The sequence below is a fragment of the Kocuria rhizophila genome (assembly GCF_003667225.1).
Lineage (GTDB): Bacteria > Actinomycetota > Actinomycetes > Actinomycetales > Micrococcaceae > Kocuria > Kocuria rhizophila.
In genome coordinates, this window is sequence record NZ_RCOM01000025.1 from 1 (window position 1) to 20,325 (window position 20,325).

General features: G+C 71.6%; 13 protein-coding genes and 1 tRNA gene. 1 reads left to right on the top strand and 13 read right to left on the bottom strand.

Going from position 1 to position 20,325, the window contains the following annotated elements; genetic code table 11:
* Positions 1-52 precede the first annotated feature (52 nt).
* Together polA and D9R02_RS05325 are read right to left on the bottom strand one after the other, a co-directional pair.
* Positions 53-2,929: a DNA polymerase I gene (gene polA / locus D9R02_RS05320; RefSeq protein WP_039101218.1), complete on the bottom strand. Its 2,877-nt coding sequence runs from the start codon at positions 2,927-2,929 to the stop codon at positions 53-55.
* A 44-nt stretch (positions 2,930-2,973) separates the two neighbouring features.
* Positions 2,974-3,630: an ANTAR domain-containing response regulator gene (locus D9R02_RS05325; protein WP_223110415.1), complete on the bottom strand. Its 657-nt coding sequence runs from the start codon at positions 3,628-3,630 to the stop codon at positions 2,974-2,976.
* A gap of 235 nt (positions 3,631-3,865) precedes the next feature.
* On the opposite strand from D9R02_RS05325, the gene D9R02_RS05330 reads away from it, so the two are divergent.
* Positions 3,866-3,950: transfer RNA gene (locus D9R02_RS05330), tRNA-Leu, on the top strand.
* A 242-nt stretch (positions 3,951-4,192) separates the two neighbouring features.
* Here the strand turns inward: D9R02_RS05330 and pyk are convergent.
* The 11 genes from pyk to hisF form a co-directional block, all read right to left on the bottom strand.
* Positions 4,193-5,698: a pyruvate kinase gene (pyk, locus tag D9R02_RS05335; RefSeq protein WP_019309084.1), complete on the bottom strand. Its 1,506-nt coding sequence runs from the start codon at positions 5,696-5,698 to the stop codon at positions 4,193-4,195.
* Between the two features lie 243 nt (positions 5,699-5,941).
* Entirely contained in the window at positions 5,942-7,405 is a 1,464-nt protein-coding gene (locus tag D9R02_RS05340) for a glutamate synthase subunit beta (RefSeq protein ID WP_121566481.1), read from the bottom strand.
* Positions 7,398-12,092, bottom strand: a complete 4,695-nt coding sequence (gene gltB / locus D9R02_RS05345; protein WP_039101228.1) for a glutamate synthase large subunit — start codon at positions 12,090-12,092, stop codon at positions 7,398-7,400. The genes D9R02_RS05340 and gltB overlap by 8 nt, the downstream gene beginning before the upstream one ends.
* Positions 12,093-12,440: 348 nt before the next feature.
* Positions 12,441-13,319 (bottom strand): prolipoprotein diacylglyceryl transferase, encoded by an 879-nt coding sequence (lgt, locus tag D9R02_RS05350; RefSeq protein ID WP_035884948.1) that lies wholly within the window; start codon positions 13,317-13,319, stop codon positions 12,441-12,443.
* On the bottom strand, positions 13,316-14,122 hold the full coding sequence (trpA, locus tag D9R02_RS05355; protein WP_372747842.1) for a tryptophan synthase subunit alpha: 807 nt from the start codon (positions 14,120-14,122) through the stop codon (positions 13,316-13,318). Before trpA ends, lgt begins: the two co-directional genes overlap by 4 nt.
* A gap of 74 nt (positions 14,123-14,196) precedes the next feature.
* Positions 14,197-16,362: a bifunctional phosphoribosylanthranilate isomerase/tryptophan synthase subunit beta gene (locus D9R02_RS05360; RefSeq protein ID WP_121566482.1), complete on the bottom strand. Its 2,166-nt coding sequence runs from the start codon at positions 16,360-16,362 to the stop codon at positions 14,197-14,199.
* Positions 16,363-16,503: 141 nt separating this feature from the next.
* The gene (locus D9R02_RS05365; RefSeq protein ID WP_019309078.1) at positions 16,504-16,749 is read right to left on the bottom strand and encodes an HGxxPAAW family protein; all 246 of its coding nucleotides are present in this window, start codon (positions 16,747-16,749) and stop codon (positions 16,504-16,506) included.
* A gap of 125 nt (positions 16,750-16,874) precedes the next feature.
* Positions 16,875-17,546 (bottom strand): Trp biosynthesis-associated membrane protein, encoded by a 672-nt coding sequence (locus D9R02_RS05370; protein WP_019309077.1) that lies wholly within the window; start codon positions 17,544-17,546, stop codon positions 16,875-16,877.
* A gap of 34 nt (positions 17,547-17,580) precedes the next feature.
* Positions 17,581-19,131, bottom strand: a complete 1,551-nt coding sequence (locus D9R02_RS05375) for an anthranilate synthase component I (protein WP_019309076.1) — start codon at positions 19,129-19,131, stop codon at positions 17,581-17,583.
* Entirely contained in the window at positions 19,131-19,523 is a 393-nt protein-coding gene (gene hisI / locus D9R02_RS05380; protein ID WP_019309075.1) for a phosphoribosyl-AMP cyclohydrolase, read from the bottom strand. Before hisI ends, D9R02_RS05375 begins: the two co-directional genes overlap by 1 nt.
* Entirely contained in the window at positions 19,523-20,287 is a 765-nt protein-coding gene (gene hisF / locus D9R02_RS05385) for an imidazole glycerol phosphate synthase subunit HisF (protein WP_019309074.1), read from the bottom strand. Before hisF ends, hisI begins: the two co-directional genes overlap by 1 nt.
* Between the last annotated feature and the right edge of the window lie 38 nt (positions 20,288-20,325).

A 20,325-nucleotide genomic window follows, 5' to 3' on the forward strand; every position in this document is an offset into this window, starting at 1 on the left:
GTGCGGGGCCCGGCAGCCGGTCCGGGCTGCCGGGCCGCTCGCGGGGGCGGGGTCAGTGCGCCGCCTGGTGCCACGTGGGCCCGGTGCCCACGTTCACGTCCAGGGGCACCGTGAGATCGGCCGCGCCGGCCATCTCGGTGCGCAGGATCTTCTCCACGGCGTCCTTCTCCCCGGGGGCCACCTCCACGATGAGCTCGTCGTGGACCTGCAGCAGAACGCGGGAGCGGAGCTCACCGTCCCGCAGCGCCCGGTCCACACCGATCATCGCCTTTTTGATGATGTCCGCCGCGGAGCCCTGGATGGGAGCGTTCAGGGCCATGCGCTCCGCGGCCTGGCGGGCCTGCCGGTTGTCGCTCGTGAGGTCCGGGAGGTAGCGGCGGCGGCCGTCGATGGTCTCGGTGTAGCCCTTGGAACGGGCCTCCTCCACGACGCCGCGCAGGAAGTCCCGCACGCCCCCGAAGCGCTCGAAGTAGCCGCTCATCATGGTCCGGGCCTCGTCCACGCCGATGTTCAGCTGCTGGGAGAGTCCGTAGGAGCTCAGCCCGTAGACCAGCCCGTAGCTCATGGCCTTGACCTTGGATCGCATCTGCGGGGTGACGTCCCCGGGGGCCACGTCGAAGACGCGGGAGCCCACGAAACGGTGCAGGTCCTCACCGCCCCGGAAGGCCTCGATCAGCCCCTCGTCCCCGGACAGGTGCGCCATGATGCGCATCTCGATCTGGGAGTAGTCCGCGGTCATCAGGCACTCGAAAGGACCCGTGGCGTCCTCCCCCACCACGAAGACGTCCCGGATGCGCTGCCCCTGCTCGGTGCGCACCGGGATGTTCTGCAGGTTGGGGCCCGTGGAGGAGAGCCGCCCGGTGGCCGCCACGGTCTGCTGGTAGGTGGTGTGGATGCGGCCGTCGTCCGCGATCGCGTCCCGCAGGCCCGCCACGATCTGCTTGAGCTTGGAGTACTCGCGCCAGTGCATCAGGGCCACCAGGAACCGGGAGCCGGGGGTGTCCGGGGAGACCTTGCCGATCAGGTCCGCCACGGCGGCGGCGTCCGTGGTGTAGCCGGTCTTGGTCTTCTTGGTCTTGGGCAGTCCCAGCTCGTCGAACATCACGGCCTGCAGCTGCTTGGTGGAACCCAGGTTGACCTCGTGGTCGAGCTGCGCCTGGGCCTGCTCGAATGCCTGGTCGATGGGGTGCTGCAGGTCCTCGAACAGGGCGTCGATTCCCGGGCGGTCCATCGCGATCCCGGTGGCCTCCATGCGGGCGAGGATCACCGCGAGCGGCATCTCGAGCTCGGTGAGCAGTCCGAGCTGCCCGTCCGCCTCCAGCAGCCCGCGCAGGTGCTCGCTGAGGTCCCGGCACGCGCGACCGAGGGTGGCCTCGCGCACCAGCACCGCCTCGCTCACGCCGCCGAGCCTGTCCTCCTCGTCCAGGGCGAGCTCGGTCTGCCCGTGCGCATCCCCGGCGGTGTCCTCCGCCGCGGGAACCTCGACCTCGAGGTGCTGGGCCAGCTGGGCCTCCAGCTCGTAGGAGCGCAGCGCGGGCCGCACCAGGTAGCCCGAGAGCTGGACGTCGTCCACGACCCCCGCGAGGTCGATGCCCCGCTGGATCAGCCCGTGGTAAAGGTCCTTGAGGCCGTCCACGATCTTGGGGGCCGCGGCGTCCCCGAGCCAGGACTCCACGGCGTGCGTGAGGTCCTCGTCCGCCGCCACGAGATCGACCACGGCACCCGTGTCCCCGGTGAGCACGAGCGTGGTGACCTCTTCCCCGCTGAGCGCCTTGGGGTCCGGGGACAGCCGGCGCACGACCACGGGCACTCCGTCCTCCTGCACGGCCAGCCAGTCGGCGAACTCCTGGGCGGCGCGCACCACGGTGACGTCCGTGACGGGGGCGAGCACGGCGGCGTCGTCCGCGGGAACGTCCCCGCCGAAGGCGTCCAGCAGGCGTCCGCGCAGCTGGGAGCCGAACTCGAGCTCGTCGAACACCTCGCCCACGCGCTCGGCGTCGGCCCGCGGAAGCACCGCGGTGGACAGGTCGATGTCCAGGGGCAGGTCCGTGACCAGCCGGTTGAGCTTGCGGTTGCGCCGCACGAGGTCCTCGTTCTCGCGCAGGGCCTCCCCCTTCTTGCCGGTGATCTGCGCGGCGTGCTCCAGCAGGGACTCCACGGGGCCGTAGGCGGTGATCCACTTGGCCGCGAATCCGGGGCCCACCCCCGGGACACCCGGGAGGTTGTCCGCGGTCTCCCCCGTGAGCGCGGCGAGATCGGGGTAGTTCTGGGGTGCCACCTTGTACTTCTCGAAGACGGCGGCCGCGTCCATGCGCCGCAGGTCCGAGGGTGTGCGGCCGGGGTAGACCACGTTCACGTGGTCCGTGATCATCTGGAACGCGTCCCGGTCCCCGGAGAACACGAGGACCTCGAAGTCGTCCGCAGCGGCACGGGAGGCCAGCGTGGCAAGGACGTCGTCCGCCTCGTAGCCCTCCATGGTGACGATCGGAACGCCCAGCGCCTCCAGGACGCGCTGGATGTTGGGAACCTGGCCGTGGAACTCCTCGGGAGTCTCGTCGCGGCCGCCCTTGTACTCCCCGTACTCCTGGGAGCGCAGCGTGGGGCCCTCGAGGTCGAAGGAGACCACCAGGTGGGTGGGCTTCTCCTCGCGCACCAGCTTGACCATGGTGTTCACGAAGCCGTAGACACCCTCCGTGTGCACTCCGTCGGAGGTCACGAATCCGGGACCGCCGCCGTACTCGGCGGCGCGCGACAGCGCGAAGAAGGCCCGGAACGCCAGGGAGTGCCCGTCGATGAGCAGCAGTCTCCGATCGGGGCGGGACACCGGCTCGGGCAGGGGCACCTGCTGCGGGGCGTCGGTCTTCTCGCCGATCACCACCGTGCGGGGCGTGCTCGGATCCTGGCTGGGCTGCTGGCTCGTCTCGGTCACGCACCCATCCTAGGGGCACCCCCGGACAGGGAGCTGGGGGACGCTCAGGCCACCTGGTTGATGATGGCCTCCGCGACCTGGCGCATGGACAGCCTGCGGTCCATGGAGGTCTTCTGGATCCAGCGGAACGCCTCGGGCTCGGACAGCCCCATCTTGGACTGCAGCAGAGACTTGGCGCGCTCCACGAGCTTGCGGGTGGCGAACTGCTCCTTCATGTCCGCGACCTCGTTCTCGAGTGCCGCGATCTCCTCGAAGCGGGACATGGCGATCTCGATCGCGGGGACCACGTCGTCCACGGTGAACGGCTTGACCACGTAGGCCATGGCCCCGGCCTCGCGGGCGCGCTCCACGAGCTCGCGCTGGCTGAAGGCGGTCAGCAGGACCACGGGGGCGATCCGGTCCGCGGCGATCTGCTCCGCGGCCGTGATGCCGTCCATCACGGGCATCTTGACGTCCATCAGCACGAGGTCCGGGCGGTGCTCGGTGGCCAGGGCCACCGCCTGCTCGCCGTTCTCGGCCTGGGCCACCACGCGGTAGCCGGCGTCCTCGAGCATCTCCACGACGTCCATGCGGATCAGGGCCTCGTCCTCGGCCACGACCACCGTCCGGGGGGCGGAACCCGTGGCACCCGCGGTCGAGGCGGTCTCCTGCTCGCCCTGCTCCTCCGCCGTGGCGGGGTCAGGGTCGGGGGTGGTCGGCATATCCGTCACGGGCACTCCTGGTCTCGAGGTGGTCACGATGTTCTCGACACCGCATCCAACCACGGGAGCGGCCCCGGCGCCCCGTGAGACACAGCACACCGCCGCGCCGGACGGGGTCACCGGCGGAGCGCCCGGTGTCCCTGCCATGCTAGTCCCATCATGTAGGCTGTGAGCCGCACCGGCCCCGAAGCCCCCGGATCCCTCGGCGATCCGCGGCGGCTGACGCACGGTCCGGGCCCAAGTGGCGGAATTGGCAGACGCGCCGCACTCAAAATGCGGTATGGAGACATGTGTGGGTTCGAGTCCCACCTTGGGCACCACGAATCACCTGGTCAGAGCACCACGACGTACGGCCCCGTTGACGCGGGGCCGTACGTCGTTTCCGGGCGGCCGTCCGCACAGGACCCGCTCCGCCCTCCGGACCGGCACCTGCCCCCGGGCGGGCCCGGTGGGCGGTCACCACGACGACGACGCGGGGTGCCGATCCCTCGGATCCGCACCCCGCGTCGTCGTCCACGGCGCCCCGTCAGACCGGGAGCGCGCCGGTCAGCCGGTCACCGGCTCACGGCTCGCGCCAGGAACCGGACCCGCGCAGCGTCTCCCGCCACGGGCCCACACCCTCGTGCGGCTCGCGCTGCGGGGCCTCCCCCGCGTCCTGGAGGTCCCCCACCCGGTGCACCTTCACCAGGTTGGTGGACCCGGCGTGCCCCGGGGGCGAGCCGGCGCAGATCACGACCATGTCCTGCGTGTCCGCGAGGTCGTACTGCAGCAGGTGGTGGTCCACCTGACGGGTCATCTCGTCCGTGTGCTCCACGCGGTCCACGCGGATGGGCTGCACACCCCAGAGCAGCTGCAACCAGGACTGCACGCTCTTCTCGGGCGTGAAGGCCAGGATGGGACGGTCGGGCCGCAGGCGGGAGAGCCGGCGTGCGGAGTCCCCGGACTGCGTGAAGGTGCAGATGTAGGGGACGTCCAGCTGCCGGGCGATGGTCACCGCCGCGCGGGTGACCGCGCCCCCGCGGGTCCGCGGCTCGGTGCCGAGCGGCGGCATCCGGTCCATGCCCTCGGTCTCCGTGGCCTCGATGATGCTCGCCATGGTCTCGAGCGTCTTGATGGGGTACTTGCCCACGGAGGTCTCGCCCGAGAGCATGACCGCGTCCGCGCCGTCGAGCACGGCGTTGGCGCAGTCCGAGGCCTCGGCGCGCGTGGGGCGCGGGTTGTCGATCATGGACTCCAGCACCTGGGTGGCCACGATGACCGGCTTGGCCCAGCGGCGTGCCAGCTCGATCGCACGCTTCTGGACGATCGGGACGGCCTCGAGCGGAAGCTCCACACCGAGGTCGCCGCGGGCCACCATGATGCCGTCGAACGCGTCGATGATCTCGTGCAGCGCGTCCACCGCCTGGGGCTTCTCGATCTTGGCGATCACGGGGATCTTGCGACCCTCCTCCGCCATGATCTCGTGCACCCGGGTGATGTCCTTGGCGTCCCGCACGAAGGACAGCGCGATGATGTCCACGCCGCGCTGCAGCGCCCAGCGCAGGTCCGCCTCGTCCTTGTCGCTGAGGGCAGGGACGTTGACGGCCACGCCCGGCAGGTTGATGCCCTTGTGGTCGGAGACCGGTCCGGCCACGACCACCTCGGTGGTGACGTCCGTGTCCGTGACCCCGGTGGCGCGCAGGGCCACCTTGCCGTCGTCGATCAGCAACGGGTCCCCCACGGAGACGTCCCCGGGCAGGCCCTTGTGGGTGGTGGAGCAGATCTCCCGGGTCCCGGGCACGTCCCGGACGGTGATCGTGAAGGTGTCACCGACCTCCAGCTCGTGCGGGCCGTCCGAGAAGTTGCCCAGGCGGATCTTGGGGCCCTGCAGGTCCGCGAGGATCGCCACCGTGGTGTCGAGCTCCTCGCTGGCCCGGCGGATGTTCTCGTAGGAGGCGCTGTGCACGGAGTGGTCCCCGTGGCTCATGTTCAGGCGGGCCACGTTCATGCCGGCCCGGATCGCCTGGGTGATGTTCTCGTACGAGGAGATGGCGGGGCCGATGGTGGCCACGATCTTCGCTCGACGCATGGGGTGACTCCTTCTCGAAGAACGGATGGTTGTCACACACAGCGGAAGCGGCCGGGTCACGCTGCCGATGCTGCGTGGCCGCGGCCGCTCCGCCGATGTTGCCTCCAGCCTAACAATCCCGGGCGCTCGAAGAACATGAGCCCGCTTACCAGGCGCCGCACGCTGCGTCACACCCGCCGCGCGGGGCACGACGCCGCCGGGCCGGCGTCCGCGGCTGTGGGCCGGGGACCGCCGCGGCGGGCCTCACAGGCTCAGGTCGATCGCGCGCTCCGAGGGTGCCACGGGCTCCGGCAGCCGGGTCTGGCCCGTGAGGTGGCGCTCCACGTTCGCGGCGCACGCGCGACCCTCCGCGATGGCCCAGACCACGAGCGACTGACCGCGCCCGGCGTCTCCGCACGAGAACACGCCGTCCACCTCGGTCATGTAGCTCTCGTCCCGTGCCACGTTGCCGCGACCGTCCAGCGCCACGGGCAGCTGCTCCGTGAGCTGCTCCGACTCGTTGCCCGTGAACCCGAGGGCCAGCAGCACGAGGTCAGCGGGCAGCACCTCCTCGGTCCCGGGACGGGGGCCGCGGGAGCCGTCCTCGCGGTACTCGGTCTCGGCCACGCGCAGTCCGGTGACGTGCCCGTCCTCCCCCACGAACTCCACGGTGGAGGCCAGGAAGGTGCGCTCCCCGCCCTCCTCGTGGGACGTGGAGACCTCGAAGACCTTGGGCATCATGGGCCACGGCTCCTCGTCCGCCCGGTCCACGGGCGGCTTGCGGCCGATGGCCAGCGACGTCACGGACGCGGCCCCCTGTCGCAGGGCAGTGCCGATGCAGTCGGAGCCGGTGTCCCCGCCTCCCAGCACGATCACGTGCTTGCCGCGCGCGTCCACCAGGTCCGGGACCTCGTCCCCCGCCACGTGCCTGTTGGAGCGCACCAGGTAGTCCATCGCGGGGTGGATCCCGTCGAGGTCCCGCCCGGGGATCTCCAGCTCACGGGGCCGTGTGGCACCCGTGGCCACGACCACGGCGTCGTACCGCCGGCGCAGCACGTCCCACGTGATGTCCCGGCCGATCTCCACGCCCGGTCGGAAGCGCGTACCCTCCTGGCGCATGACGTCCAGTCGGCGTTCCAGCACCGACTTCTCCAGCTTGAAGTCGGGGATGCCGTAGCGCAGCAGCCCGCCGATGCGGTCGTCGCGCTCGTACACGGCCACCGTGACCCCCGCCTGCGTGAGCTGCTGGGCCGCCGCGAGCCCGGCGGGACCGGAGCCGACCACCGCGACGGTCCGGCCCACGAGCCGCTGCGGGATGCACGGCTCGATCAGGCCGTCCTCGAACGCCTTCTCCCCGATCGCGTACTCCACCTGCTTGATGGTCACGGGATCCTGGTTGATGCCCAGCACGCACGAGGACTCGCACGGCGCCGGGCAGACCCGGCCGGTGAACTCGGGGAAGTTGTTGGTGGCGTGCATCCGCTCGGACGCCTCGCCCCACTGCTCCCGCCACACCAGGTCGTTCCACTCCGGGATCAGGTTGCCCAGCGGGCACCCCTGGTGGCAGAAGGGCACGCCGCAGTCCATGCAGCGCCCGGCCTGCTGGTGGAGCACACCGGCCTCCTGGCGCTGCTGCACCTCCTTCCAGTCCATCAGGCGCACCGGGACGGGACGCTTGGGACGGTCCGCGCGCTCGCGGACGGTCAGGAAACCACGGGGATCAGCCACGTCGGGTCGCCTCCAGGATCTTGTGCCAGGTGCCGTCGCCGTCCGGGTCCTCGCCCTCGGCCTCGGCCTCGTTGCGCAGTGCCAGCACCGCGGAGTAGTCCCGCGGCAGCACCTTGGTGAAGCGGGTCAGGCTGTGCTGCGGGTCCGCGAGCAGCGTGGCGGCGAAATCGGAGCCCGTCTCCTCGCCGTGGCGCTTGAGCAGCTCCAGCACCAGCTCGCGGTCGTTGCCGTCCAGGTGCCCGAGCTGCAGGTCGCCGTTGGCACGGGCCTGCCGGTTCACATCCGTCTCGTCCAGGTCCAGCACGTAGGCCACTCCCCCGGACATGCCGGCGCCGAAGTTGCGTCCGGTCTCACCGAGCACGAGCGCGACGCCGCCGGTCATGTACTCGCAGCCGTGGTCCCCGATGCCCTCGACCACTGCGGTGGCGCCCGAGTTGCGGACCAGGAACCTCTCGCCCACCACGCCGTTGAAGAACATCTCACCGCTCGTGGCGCCGTAGCCGATCACGTTGCCCGCGATCACGTTCTCGTGGGCCGTGAAGCCCGCGTCCCGCGGTGGCCGCACCACGATCCGCCCGCCGGAGAGCCCCTTGCCGGTGTAGTCGTTGGCGTCCCCCTCGAGACGCAGCGTGATGCCGCGCGGGATGAAGGCGCCGAGCGACTGGCCCGCCTCACCGGTGAGGGTCACGTCGATCGTGTCGTCCGGCAGCTCGCGCGTGCCCAGGGCGTTCGTGACCGTGTAGCCGAGCATGGTCCCCACCGCACGGTCCGTGTTGACCACGCGTTCCTGGACCCGCACGGGCTCCGCGCGCTCGATGGCCGGTGCCGCGAGCGGGATGAGCCGGTTGTCGAAGTGCTTCTCCAGCTCGTGGTCCTGCGACGTGGTGTTGCGCAGCCCGTCCGTGACGCCCTCCGCGCGGAAGGAGTCCAGCACGGGGCTCAGGTCCAGTCCCTTGGCCTTCCAGTGCTCGACGGCCTCCCGGGTGCGCAGCACCTCCGCGTGGCCCACGGCCTCCGCGATGCTGCGGAAGCCGAGCTCCGCAAGGTGCTCGCGCACCTCCTGGGCGATGAACTCGAAGAAGTTCACCACGTGCTCCGCCTTGCCCGTGAACCGCGAGCGCAGCTCGGGGTTCTGGGTGGCCACGCCCACGGGGCACGTGTCCAGGTGGCACTTGCGCATCATGATGCAGCCCTCCACCACGAGCGGGGCGGTGGCGAAGCCGAACTCCTCGGCGCCCAGCAGGGCGGCCACGACGACGTCCCGGCCGGTCTTGAGCTGCCCGTCCGCCTGCACCACCACGCGTTCGCGCAGCCCGTTGAGCCGCAGGGTCTGCTGGGTCTCGGCGAGTCCCAGCTCCCACGGCATGCCCGCGTGCTTGAGCGAGTTCAGCGGCGCGGCGCCCGTGCCGCCGTCGTGGCCGGACACCAGCACGACGTCGGCCTTGGCCTTGGTCACGCCCGCCGCCACGGTGCCGATGCCCCGTTCCGAGACGAGCTTGACGTGCACGCGCGCCCTGGGGTTGGCGCGCTTGAGGTCGTAGACGAGCTGCGCCAGGTCCTCGATCGAGTAGATGTCGTGGTGCGGCGGCGGAGAGATCAGGGACACCCCGGGGGTGGAGTGCCGGGTGCGGGCGATCCACGGGTAGACCTTCTGGGCCATGAGCTGGCCGCCCTCACCGGGCTTGGCGCCCTGGGCCATCTTGATCTGCAGGTCGTCGGCGGAGGCCAGGTAGAGGCTCGTGACGCCGAAGCGTCCCGAGGCCACCTGCTTGATGGCGGAGCGGCGCTCGGGGTCCACGAGCCGCTCCACGTCCTCGCCGCCCTCGCCCGTGTTGGACTTCCCGCCCAGCCGGTTCATGGCGATCGCGAGGGTCTCGTGCGCCTCCATGGAGATGGAGCCGTAGCTCATGGCACCGGTGGAGAAGCGCTTGACGATCTCGCTGACGGGCTCGACCTCGTCGATGTCCACCGGCTCCCGGGTGGAGGCGAAGCTCATCAGCCCGCGCAGGGACGCGATCTCCCGGGCCTGGCTGTCCACCCGCTGCGTGTAGGACTTGAAGATGTCGTAGCGCCCCGTGCGCGTGGCGTGCTGCAGCCGGAACACCGTGTGGGGGTCGAAGAGGTGGCGGGGCCCCTCGCGGCGCCAGTCGTACTCTCCGCCGGTCGCGAGGTCCCGGTGGGGCTCGGTGACGCCGTCCTCCGGGTACGCGAGCCGGTGCCGCGCCTCGGTCTCCGCGGCAATGACGTCCAGGCCCACGCCCTCGATCTGCGTGCGGGTTCCGGAGAAGTAGTCCGCCACGAGCTCGCTGGACAGCCCGAGCGCCTCGAAGGTCTGGGCACCGCAGTAGGACTGCACGGTGGAGATGCCCATCTTGGACATGATCTTCTGCACGCCCTTGCCGAGCGCCGTGATGAGGTTCGCCACGGCCTGCTCCTCGGTGACGCCGGTGACCTCACCGCGGCGCACGAGCTCCTCGGCGGACTCCATGGCCAGGTACGGGTTCACGGCGGAGGCTCCGTAGCCCAGCAGCAGCGCCACGTGGTGGACCTCCCGCACGTCCCCGGACTCCACGATCAGCGCCACCCTGGTGCGGGTGGCCGAGCGCAGCAGGTGGTGGTGCACCGCGGAGGTCAGCAGCAGGGACGGGATCGGAGCCCACGCCCCGTTGGAGTCCCGGTCCGAGATGATCACGAACTGCACACCGCGGTTGACCGCGGCGGAGACCTTCTCACAGATCTCCGCGATCCGGTCGCGCAGCGAGCGCGCGCCGTCCACGGGCCGGTAGAGCCCGCGCACGCGCAGACTCAGCGACGCGCCGTCGTCGTCCTCCAGGTGGGCGAACTGGTCCAGCTGGTCGTTGTCGATGACCGGGAAGTCCAGGCGGATCTGCCGCGTGCGGGTCTGAGCGGTGGAGAGCATGTTGGCCATGGGCCCCACGGCGCCCGCCATGGAGGTCACGAGCTCCTCGCGGATGGCGTCCAGCGGGGGGTTGGTGACCTGTGCGAAGGACTGCACGAAGTAGTCGTAGAGCAGCCGCGACCGGTTGGAGAGCACGGCCACGGGGGTGTCGGTGCCCATCGCGTAGATGGGCTCGGCGCCCGCCGCGGCCATGGGGCCCACGATCATCTTGAGCTCTTCCTCGGTGTAGCCGAAGGTCTTCTGCCGCAGCCGCACGGAGTGGGCGGGGTGGCTCATGTGCTCACGCTCGGGGAGCTCGGAGACCGGCCGGACCGACTCCCGCACCCAGTCCTCCCAGGGTTTCGCGGCGGCGAGCTCCTCCTTGATCTCGGCGTCCTCCACGATCCGCCCGGCCCGGGTGTCCACGAGGAACATGGTGCCGGGTGCCACCCGGCCCTTGCGGACCACACGGCGGTCCCCCACGTCCACCACGCCCACCTCGGACGCGAAGACCACGAGGCCGTCCTCGGTCTGCCAGAAGCGCCCCGGGCGCAGCCCGTTGCGGTCCAGCACGGACCCCACGCGCACGCCGTCCGTGAACGACACGCACGCCGGCCCGTCCCACGGCTCCATGAGGGTTGAGTGGTACTCGTAGAACGCCTTGAGCCGGGGGTCCATGCTCTCGTGATTCTGCCAGGCCTCCGGGATCAGCATCAGCATGGTCTCGGTGATCGGGCGTCCCGCGAGCTGCAGCAGCTCCGCGACCTCATCGAGGGACTGGGAGTCGGAGGCGCCCTCGGAGCAGATCGGGTAGAGGTCCTCGGGCTGGCGGCCCAGCACGGCGCCGGACATCGAGGACTGCCGGGCGCGCATCCAGTTGCGGTTGCCCACCACGGTGTTGATCTCCCCGTTGTGCGCCAGGGTGCGCATGGGCTGGGCCAGGGGCCAGGACGGGAAGGTGTTGGTGGAGAACCGGGAGTGCACCACGGCCAGCTCGGTGGTGAAGCGGGGGTCGGAGAGGTCCGGGTAGAACGGCTCCAGCTGCGCCGTGCTCAGCATGCCCTTGTACACGAGCGTGTGGGAGGAGAAGGACGGGAAGTAGATCCCGAACTTGTTCTGGGCCCGCTTGCGCACGCGGAAGACCCGCTGGTCCAGCTCCAGCTGCGCGGCGTCCCGCTCCGACGACGCCGCACCGTCGGCGGACGGGGACGCGGCAGCGTCCGCCGCGCCCGCGGCCGCGACGAAGACCTGCACGAACGTGGGCATCACCGCGCGGGCGGAGGCCCCCACGGCATCCTCGACCACCGGGACGTCCCGCCAGCCCAGCACCGTGAGCTGCTCGGCGCGCGCGAGGTCCTCGAGAGCTGCCTTGAGCTCGGACAGGTGGGCTCCGCCGGTGGGCATGAACGCCGTGCCCACGGCGTAGGAACCGCGCGGCGGCAGTCGGAAGTCCACGCTCTGCCGCAGGAAGTCGTGCGGGATTTGGGTGAGGATGCCGGCGCCGTCGCCCGTGCCCTCGTCCCCGCCCACCGCGCCGCGGTGCTCGAGGTTGCGCAGCGCGGTCAGGGCGGCGTCCACGATGTCGTGGGAGGCCGTGCCGTTCAGGGTGGCGACCACCGCGAGGCCGCACGCGTCCTTCTCGTCCTCCGCGCGGTACAGCCCCTGGTCCTGGGGCACGGCGGAGAACCGCTCGAAGGGAGAGACGACCTCCGGGCCGGGCCCGGTGGGCGCGTGGGCTGCGGGCTCGTGCTCGCGGGGCGCCGAGTGGGGCGCGTGCTGCTGACTCATGACGGAGCTCCTCACCAAGGGGTGGGCTGGTCTGGTGCGTCGACGATGCCCGGGAACACTCGGTGGGTGCGCGGCGGACGTCGTGGGATCCAGGTGACGCCTGTGTCCGCCCCGTTGCGGAAAGGATGCGGCTTCGTGGGAAGCCGTGGATCGGCACCGGTGGGAGCCCGGGGTGGCGGTTCCCACGCGGTGCTCCGGTAACGTAGCACGTTGCTCAGATCACAACCCGGCCCCACCGGGTTATCCCAGCATGTGGACACGGTCCACATGCTGGACACGGCAACGCCCCGGGTCACAGGTCGACGGATCCGGTGCCCGGGGCGGTGGCCGCGCGGGTGGGCGGTGCGCTCAGTCCGCGCTCGGCGCGGCTCCCGCCACCGTGGCGGCCGGCGTGGTGGGCCCCGTCCGCCGGACCCGGCGCCCCAGGACGAGGAACAGCACCAGACCCCCGAGCACGATCAGCAGGGACGTCCACACGTGCACACGCACCCCGAGCACCATGAGGGCCGGGTCCACGCGCAGGAACATCTCGATGAACAGCCGCCCGACGCCGTAGTACACCATGTAGAGCGCGAAGACCCGGCCGTGGGTCACGCGCATCCGGCGCTCGGCGAGGAGCAGGAGCACCACACCCAGCAGGTCCCACAGGCTCTCGTAGAGGAACGTGGGGTGGAACAGGGTGTCCGGGGGCAGCCCCGGCGGGAAGTTGGCAGAGCTCGGGGAGATCTCCAGGCCCCAGGGCAGCGTGGTGGGTTTGCCGAAGAGCTCCTGGTTGAACCAGTTGCCCCAGCGGCCGATGGCCTGGGCGAGCAGCAGCCCCGGGGCCACGCAGTCCGCGAAGACGTGCAGCGGCAGACCGTAGCGGCGGCACACCAGCCACGCGGCGCCGGCACCGGCGGTGACCGCGCCCATGATGCCGATCCCGCCCTCCCAGATCCGCAAGACGTCCCACGGATCGGCACCCGGGCCGAAGTAGCCCATGGGGTCGGTGATGAGCACGTGGTAAGCACGGGCGCCCACGATCCCGGCGAGCACCGCCCAGAAGACGATGTCCCCCAGCACGTCCGGGTCCTGCCCGCGCCGGGTCCAGCGCCGCATGGTCAGCCACACGGCCAGCGCCATGCCCAGCAGGATGCACAGCGCGTAGAAGTGGATGGTGAGGAAGCCGATGTGGATGCTGCTGATCGCCGGCGAGGGGATGGACGCCGGGACCACGAGGCCCCTCACGCTCGTCCCGCGAGCTCGGCGGCCAGGCGTCCCACGGCCTCGGGACCGCCGTCCCGCAGTGCGCGCACGAGCGCCGTGCCCACGATGACACCGTCCGCGTACTCTCCGATCTCCAGCACGTGCTCGCGCGTGGAGACCCCCAGGCCCACGCACACCCGCTCCGCACCGGCCGCACGGGCACGCGCCACCACGTCCTCCGCGGCGGAGGACACGCTGTCCCGCGCACCCGTCACGCCCATCACGGACACCGCGTACACGAAGCCCGACGACGCGTGCACGGTCATGTCCATGCGCTCGCGCGTGGTGGACGGGGCCACCAGGAAGATCCGGTCCAGCCCGTGCTCCTCGGAGGCCGCGAACCACTCACCGGCCTCGTCCGGGATCAGGTCCGGGGTGATGATCCCCGCTCCTCCGGCCTCGCTCAACCGGCGGGCGAACTCGCCCACACCGGTCTGCAGCACGGGGTTCCAGTAGGTCATGACCACGGGAACGGCATCCGTCTGCTCGGCCACGGCGCGCACCACGGTGAACACGTCCGAGACGCGGAAGCCGTTGGCCAGGGACTCGGTGGTGGCGGCCTGGATCACGGGGCCGTCCATGACGGGGTCAGAGTAGGGGATCCCGATCTCGATGACGTCCGCGCCGTTGCGCCCGAGGGCCACGGCTGCCTCGACGGACTCCGCCACCGTGGGGTACCCCGCGGGGAGGTAGCCCACGAGTGCGGGTCGGCCCTGCTCCCGGCACTGCTCGATCCTGCGGGACAGGGCGGAGTCGCCCGCCCGGGACAGGTTCTGCGGCACGATCCGCCCGGTCAGGCTCCCGGCGGTGCTCTCAGAGTTCTCGGAGCTCTCGGAGTTCAAGGGGTGTGCGGTGGTGCTCACAGCTGCTCGCCTTTCTGCGCGACGCGTTCCTCGTGGCTGTCGTCCGGGAGCATGTCGAACCACTCCGCGGCCGTGGCCACGTCCTTGTCGCCGCGCCCGGAGAGGGACACCACGATGATCTTCTGGGCGGCGGCCTCGGGCCCGAGCTCACCGACCCACCGGGAGGCAACCTCACGGGCGCCCGCCAGCGCGTGGCAGGACTCGATCGCGGGGATGATCCCCTCGGTGCGGCACAGCAGCCGGAACGCGTCCATGGCCTGCTGGTCCGTGACGGCCTCGTACGCCACCCGGCCGATCGAGTGCAGGTAGGAGTGCTCCGGGCCCACGGCCGGGTAGTCCAGGCCCGCGGAGATGGAGTGGGACTCCACGGTCTGGCCGTCCGTGTCCTGCATCAGGAACGTCTTCGCCCCGTGCAGCACACCCGGGCGGCCCAGGGAGATGGTCGCGGCGTGGCGGCCGGTGGACACGCCGTCGCCCCCGGCCTCGTTGCCGTAGAGCTGCACCGAGGCGTCGTCCAGGAAGCCGTGGAAGATGCCGATCGCGTTGGAGCCGCCGCCCACGCACGCGGTCACGGCGTCCGGAAGGCGCCCGGCCTGTTCGAGGATCTGCGCCCGCGCCTCCTCACCGATCTGCTCGTGGAAGTAGCGCACCATGGCCGGGAACGGGTGCGGACCGGCGGCGGTTCCCAGCAGGTAGTGGGTGGTGTCCACGGAAGCCACCCAGTCCCGCAGGGCCTCGTTGATGGCGTCCTTGAGGGTGCGCGAGCCATTGGTCACGGCCACCACCTCGGCGCCCAGCAGGCGCATGCGCGCGACGTTCAGCGCCTGGCGCCGGGTGTCCTCCTCGCCCATGTACACCGTGCAGTCCATGCCGAACAGCGCGGCGGCGGTTGCGGTGGCCACGCCGTGCTGGCCCGCGCCGGTCTCCGCGATCAGACGGGTCTTGCCCATGCGGCGGGCCAGCAGCGCCTGCCCGAGCACGTTGTTGATCTTGTGGGAGCCGGTGTGGTTGAGGTCCTCGCGCTTGAGGAACACCCGCACGCCCAGCTCGGCGCCGAAGCGCTCGGCCTCGGTGAGCAGGGAGGGGCGGCCCGCGTAGTCCCGGCAGAGCCGCTGGAACTCCGCCTGGAACTCGTCGTCCGTGCGGGCCTTCTCGAACGTCTCCGTGAGCTCGTCGAGGGCCGCCACGAGGGACTCGGGCATCCAGCGCCCGCCGAAGTCCCCGAAGTAGGGACCTGGCGCGTTGCGCAGCGAACCGGTGTTCTCGGCGGAGTCGGTGCCGGCGGCCTGCGAGGCGGCGTGCTCCGCCTGGGCCGCGGGAGGGGTGGCCCCCTCCAGGAACTCGCCCCGTGCCAGGGCGCCCACCTCGCGGAACCGCGAGATCCGCTGGGACGGGTCCTCGGCGGTCACGAGCGCCTCCCCCGTGAGCACGGCGTTGGCCCCGTGCCCGGCGTACAGCCGCACCTGGTCCTCGCCCACGATTCCCGACTCCGCCACGACCACCGCGTCCTGGGGCAGCCGGCGGGCCAGGCGGCCGAACGTGTCCACGTCCACCTCGAGGGTCTTGAGGTTGCGGGTGTTGACACCGATGATGCGGGCGCCGGCCGCGACCGCGCGGTCGATCTCCGCCTCCGTGTGCGTCTCCACGAGGGCGTGCATCCCCAGGTGGTGGGTGAGCTCGAGCAGCCTGGCCAGGGTGTGGTCGTCCAGCGCGGCCACGATGAGCAGCACGATGTCCGCCCCGTGGGCCCGGGCCTCCCACACCTGGTAGTCCTCCACCACGAAGTCTTTGCGCAGCACCGGGATCCCCACCGCGCGGCGCACGGCGTCGAGGTCCTCCAGCGAGCCGCCGAAGCGTCGCTGCTCGGTCAGCACGGAGATGGCGGAGGCGCCACCCCGCTCGTAGGCGGCCGCGAGGGCGGCGGGGTCCGTGATCTCGGCCAGGGCCCCCTTGGAGGGGCTGGAGCGCTTGACCTCGGCGATGACCTGCACGGCGGCGGGGTCCGAGCCCCGCAGCGCCGCCTCGGCGTCCAGCGCCGGCGTCTGCTCTGCCGCCGCGCGCTGCACCTCCTGCAGACTCACTGCGGACCTGCGCGTCTCGAGGTCCTCCCGCACCCCCTCGATGATCTGGTCCAGCACCGTGCCGGTGTCCTGCTGCGTCATGAGACTCCCTTGCCTGTCGACGGATGGGGGGCGGCGCCGCCCACCCGCCACGCTGATGACGATGGCCAGCTCCCCGTGTCCAGGAGCCGGCCATCATCCGGTGACGTTCAACCTGACCGCGCCCGCGAGCGGGCGCGGGGGTCAGTGCGCGGTGGTCTTCGCCCCGCCCTTGCCGTAGCCCATGGCCTTGAGCACGCCGCCCACGACGAGGCCCACGACGATGAACCCGATGCCCACCACGGTCACGGGCACGGAGGCGTTGATGAACCCGACGCAGCCGACGATGACGCCCACGGTCATCACGGCCACGCAGGCCCACGCGGCCACGGTGTTGCCGTGCCCCACCGCGGCGGTGTGGTCCAGGATGATCTGATCGGTGTTCGACATGCGTGTCCACTCTCCCGTGCAGGTTGAGCCCAAGGCTCTCGTTGTGACGTACTCGCGTGCGGTGCGAGGCCGAGTCTTCTCCGTGCCCATTGTGCCACTACCCGGGCCCGGTAAGCGGCAGCGTCTCACGTGTTCCGCGTGGGATCCTCGCCGCGGGTCAGGGCGTCCCACGTGTCGATGTCGTCCGCGTGGTCGGCCGCCTGGGTCTCACCGGGCGGGGTGCTCGACGCGCCCGCCGCGCTCGTCGACCCCTCGTCCGTCACGTCCTGCCCGGTCGCCGCGGTGTCCTGCGGACCCGCGGCACCCGTGAGCGGCGCGCGGTCGTAGCGCTGGGTCGCACGAGCCCGCACCCGCTGGGCCACGAGCACGAGCCAGATCCCGCACAGGCCCAGCAGGACTGCCGCCGCCACGGCGGCCCACGGCCACGCGGTCATGGCGTACTCGCCGCCGCCGCTGATCACGCCGGTCTGGGCGCCCACGGCGGGCTGGGCCGCCGCCCGCGGGTCCGCCGTGACGGCGAGCACCGCGGCCACCGCGCCCGCACCGGCGAGGACCACGACGACGCCCACGACCGTCCGCAGGATCCGCCCTCCCAGGGCGGAGGCCACCGCGGCCACGGCGGCCACGAGACCCAGGGCCGTGACGGCTGGCGCGGCGTCGGCACCCGTGACGTCCACCGTGACCGGCTGGAGGGACGTGGTGACGGCGGCGTGGATCCAGGCCTGGGTGGTGGTGCCGAACAGCGCGAGCGCGCACAGCAGCGTGCTCAGGACGGCGGGGGCGGTGCGACGCGGCAAGGTCGGCTCCTCTGGGGGTGCGGTGCGGGTGCGCTCAGGGTGCGAGCGGTCGCAGGGACTGGGCGATCAGGGCGGCGCGCAGCGGGGCGGTGGCCTTGTTGAGCGACTCCTGGGCCTCGGACTCGGGGGCGGAGTCCGCCACGATACCCCCGCCGGCCTGCACGTAGGCCCGGCCCTCGAGGAGCAGCGCGGTGCGGATGGCGATGGCCATGTCCATGTTCCCGGCGAAGTCCATGTAGCCCACCACGCCGCCGTAGACCGCGCGGCGCAGGGGCTCGTACTCGTCCAGCAGCTGCAGCGCCCGGGGCTTGGGGGCTCCGGAGAGGGTTCCCGCCGGGAAGGTGGCGGCCAGCACGTCATAGGCCGTCACGTCCTCGCGCATCCGCGCGACCACGGTGGAGCACAGGTGCATGACGTGGCTGAAGCGCTCGATCTCCATGAACTCGCTGACGTCCACGCTGCCGGGCTCGGCCACCCTGGAGAGGTCGTTGCGCGCGAGGTCCACGAGCATGAGGTGCTCCGCGCGCTCCTTCTCGTCCGCGAGCAGGTCCTCCCCGAGCGCGAGATCCTCGTCCACGGTGGCCCCCCGCGGGCGCGATCCGGCGATCGGGTGGGTCACGGCCTGGCGCCCCGTGACCGTGACGAGGGCCTCCGGCGAGGAGCCCACGATCGAGTAGGGCCTGCCGTGGGCGTCCTCGAACGAGTAGAGGTACATGTACGGGCTCGGGTTGATCCGGCGCAGGGTGCGGTACACGTCCAGGGAGTCCGCGCCGCACGCCGTCTCGAAGCGGCGCGAGACCACCACCTGGAAGATCTCGCCGTCCACGATGGCCTGCTTGCCGCGGTCGATCGCGGACATGAACAGCTCCCGGTCCCAGGACTGCTCCACGGCGGCCTCCAGGTCCACCGGGCCGGGCGGCGCCACGGACACCGTGGTGCGTTCCAGGGGGGTGGCGAGCCGGCGCAGCATCGACTCCAGGCGCGCCACGGCGTCGTGGTAGGCCGCGTCAACGTTCTCGTCCGTGCCGTTGACGTTCACGGCGTTGGCCACCAGCAGGACCGTGCCGTCCTTGCTGTCGTGCACGGCCATGTCGGAGACCAGGTTCATGGCGAGCTCGGGGACGTGCAGGTCGTCCTCGGGCGGGTGCGGCAGCTTCTCCCAGCGACGCACCGCCTCCCAGCCCACGAACCCGACCATGCCGCTGGTGAGCGGGGGGACGCCCTCGAACGGCTCGGTGTGCAGCAGCTCCATGGTCGCCCGCAGCGCCTCGAGCGGGTCACCGTCCGTGGGTGCACCGGAGGGGGCGTCCCCGAGCCAGTGTGCCTGCCCGTCCCGAGCGGTGAGCGTGGCCACGGATCTCGCGCCCACGAACGAGTAGCGCGACCACACGCCACCCTCGGCCGCGGACTCCAGCAGGAACGTGCCCGGGCGGGCGGCACCGTCGCGCGTGACGAGCGCCCGGTAGAGGCCCACGGGGGTCAGGGCGTCCGCGAGCACGAACATCCGCACAGGAACCACACGGCGCGTGGCCGCGTACTCGCGGAACTCCTCGAGGGTGGGGGTGATGGTGCCGAGCTCCTGCACTACTGGACCGCCTGTTCCGCGTTCAGGTTCCGCCCGTCGAAGCACGTGCGGGTACCGGTGTGACATGCCGCGCCGGTCTGGTCGACCTTCACGAGCAGGGCGTCGCCGTCGCAGTCCAGGTGCACCGAGTGCACCCGCTGGACGTGGCCGGAGGTGTCCCCCTTGCGCCAGTACTCCTGGCGCGAACGGGACCAGAACGTCACCCGGCCCTCGGTCAGGGTCCGGCGCAGGGCCTCGTCGTCCATCCAGCCGAGCATGAGCACCTCGCCGGTGTCGTGCTGCTGCACCACGGCGGCCACGAGACCCGCGGGGTCCCGTTTCAGACGGGCCGCGATCTCCTGGTCCAGGGCGGGGTGGCCTTGCGCCTCGCGGGGAGTGTCCGTGCCGGTCATCAGCGCACCTCGTGGCCCGCGGCGCGCAGGGCGTTCTTGACGTCCTCGATCGCGTGGTCCGGTCCGAAGTGGAACACCGAGGCGGCGAGCACCGCGTCCGCGCCGGCCGCGACGGCCGGGGGGAAGTGCTCGGGGGCACCCGCGCCGCCCGAGGCGATCAGCGGCACACCCACCACGGCGCGCACGGCGGCGATCATCTCCAGGTCGAAGCCCTCCCGCGTGCCGTCCGCGTCCATCGAGTTGAGCAGGATCTCCCCCACGCCGCGCCGTTCGGCCTCCCGCGCCCAGTCCAGGGCGTCGATGCCGGTGAGGGTGCGACCACCGCGGGTGGTGACCTCGAAGCCGGAGGCGGTGTTGCCGGTGCGGCGGGCGTCCAGCGAGAGCACGAGCACCTGGTTGCCGAAGCGCCGGGTGATCTCGTCGATCACCTCCGGTCGCGTCACCGCCGCCGTGTTGACCGACACCTTGTCCGCGCCGCACCGCAGCAGCCGGTCCACGTCCTCCGGGGTCCGCACGCCGCCGCCCACCGTGAGGGGGATGAACATCTTCTCCGCGGTGCGCGCCACCACGTCGTACATGGTGTCCCGCTCGCTCGAGGACGCCGTGACGTCCAGGAACGTGAGCTCGTCCGCACCCGCGAGGTCGTAGCGGGCCGCCAGCTCCACGGGATCGCCCGCGTCCCGCAGGTTCTCGAAGTTCACACCCTTGACCACGCGCCCGGCATCCACGTCCAGGCACGGGATCACCCGCACCGCCACACCCATCTGTGCCGCCCTTCCTCGTTCGCTCGTGCTGCTGCGCC

What these genes read in the sequence shown, in the direction of transcription:
- D9R02_RS05325 (WP_223110415.1), bottom strand. Translation starts at nt 3,630, where the DNA reads ATGCCGACCACCCCCGACCCTGACCCCGCCACGGCGGAGGAGCAGGGC.
- pyk (WP_019309084.1), bottom strand. Translation starts at nt 5,698, where the DNA reads ATGCGTCGAGCGAAGATCGTGGCCACCATCGGCCCCGCCATCTCCTCG.
- gltB (WP_039101228.1), bottom strand. Translation starts at nt 12,092, where the DNA reads ATGAGTCAGCAGCACGCGCCCCACTCGGCGCCCCGCGAGCACGAGCCC.
- D9R02_RS05360 (WP_121566482.1), bottom strand. Translation starts at nt 16,362, where the DNA reads ATGACGCAGCAGGACACCGGCACGGTGCTGGACCAGATCATCGAGGGG.
- D9R02_RS05365 (WP_019309078.1), bottom strand. Translation starts at nt 16,749, where the DNA reads ATGTCGAACACCGATCAGATCATCCTGGACCACACCGCCGCGGTGGGG.
- hisI (WP_019309075.1), bottom strand. Translation starts at nt 19,523, where the DNA reads ATGACCGGCACGGACACTCCCCGCGAGGCGCAAGGCCACCCCGCCCTG.
- hisF (WP_019309074.1), bottom strand. Translation starts at nt 20,287, where the DNA reads ATGGGTGTGGCGGTGCGGGTGATCCCGTGCCTGGACGTGGATGCCGGG.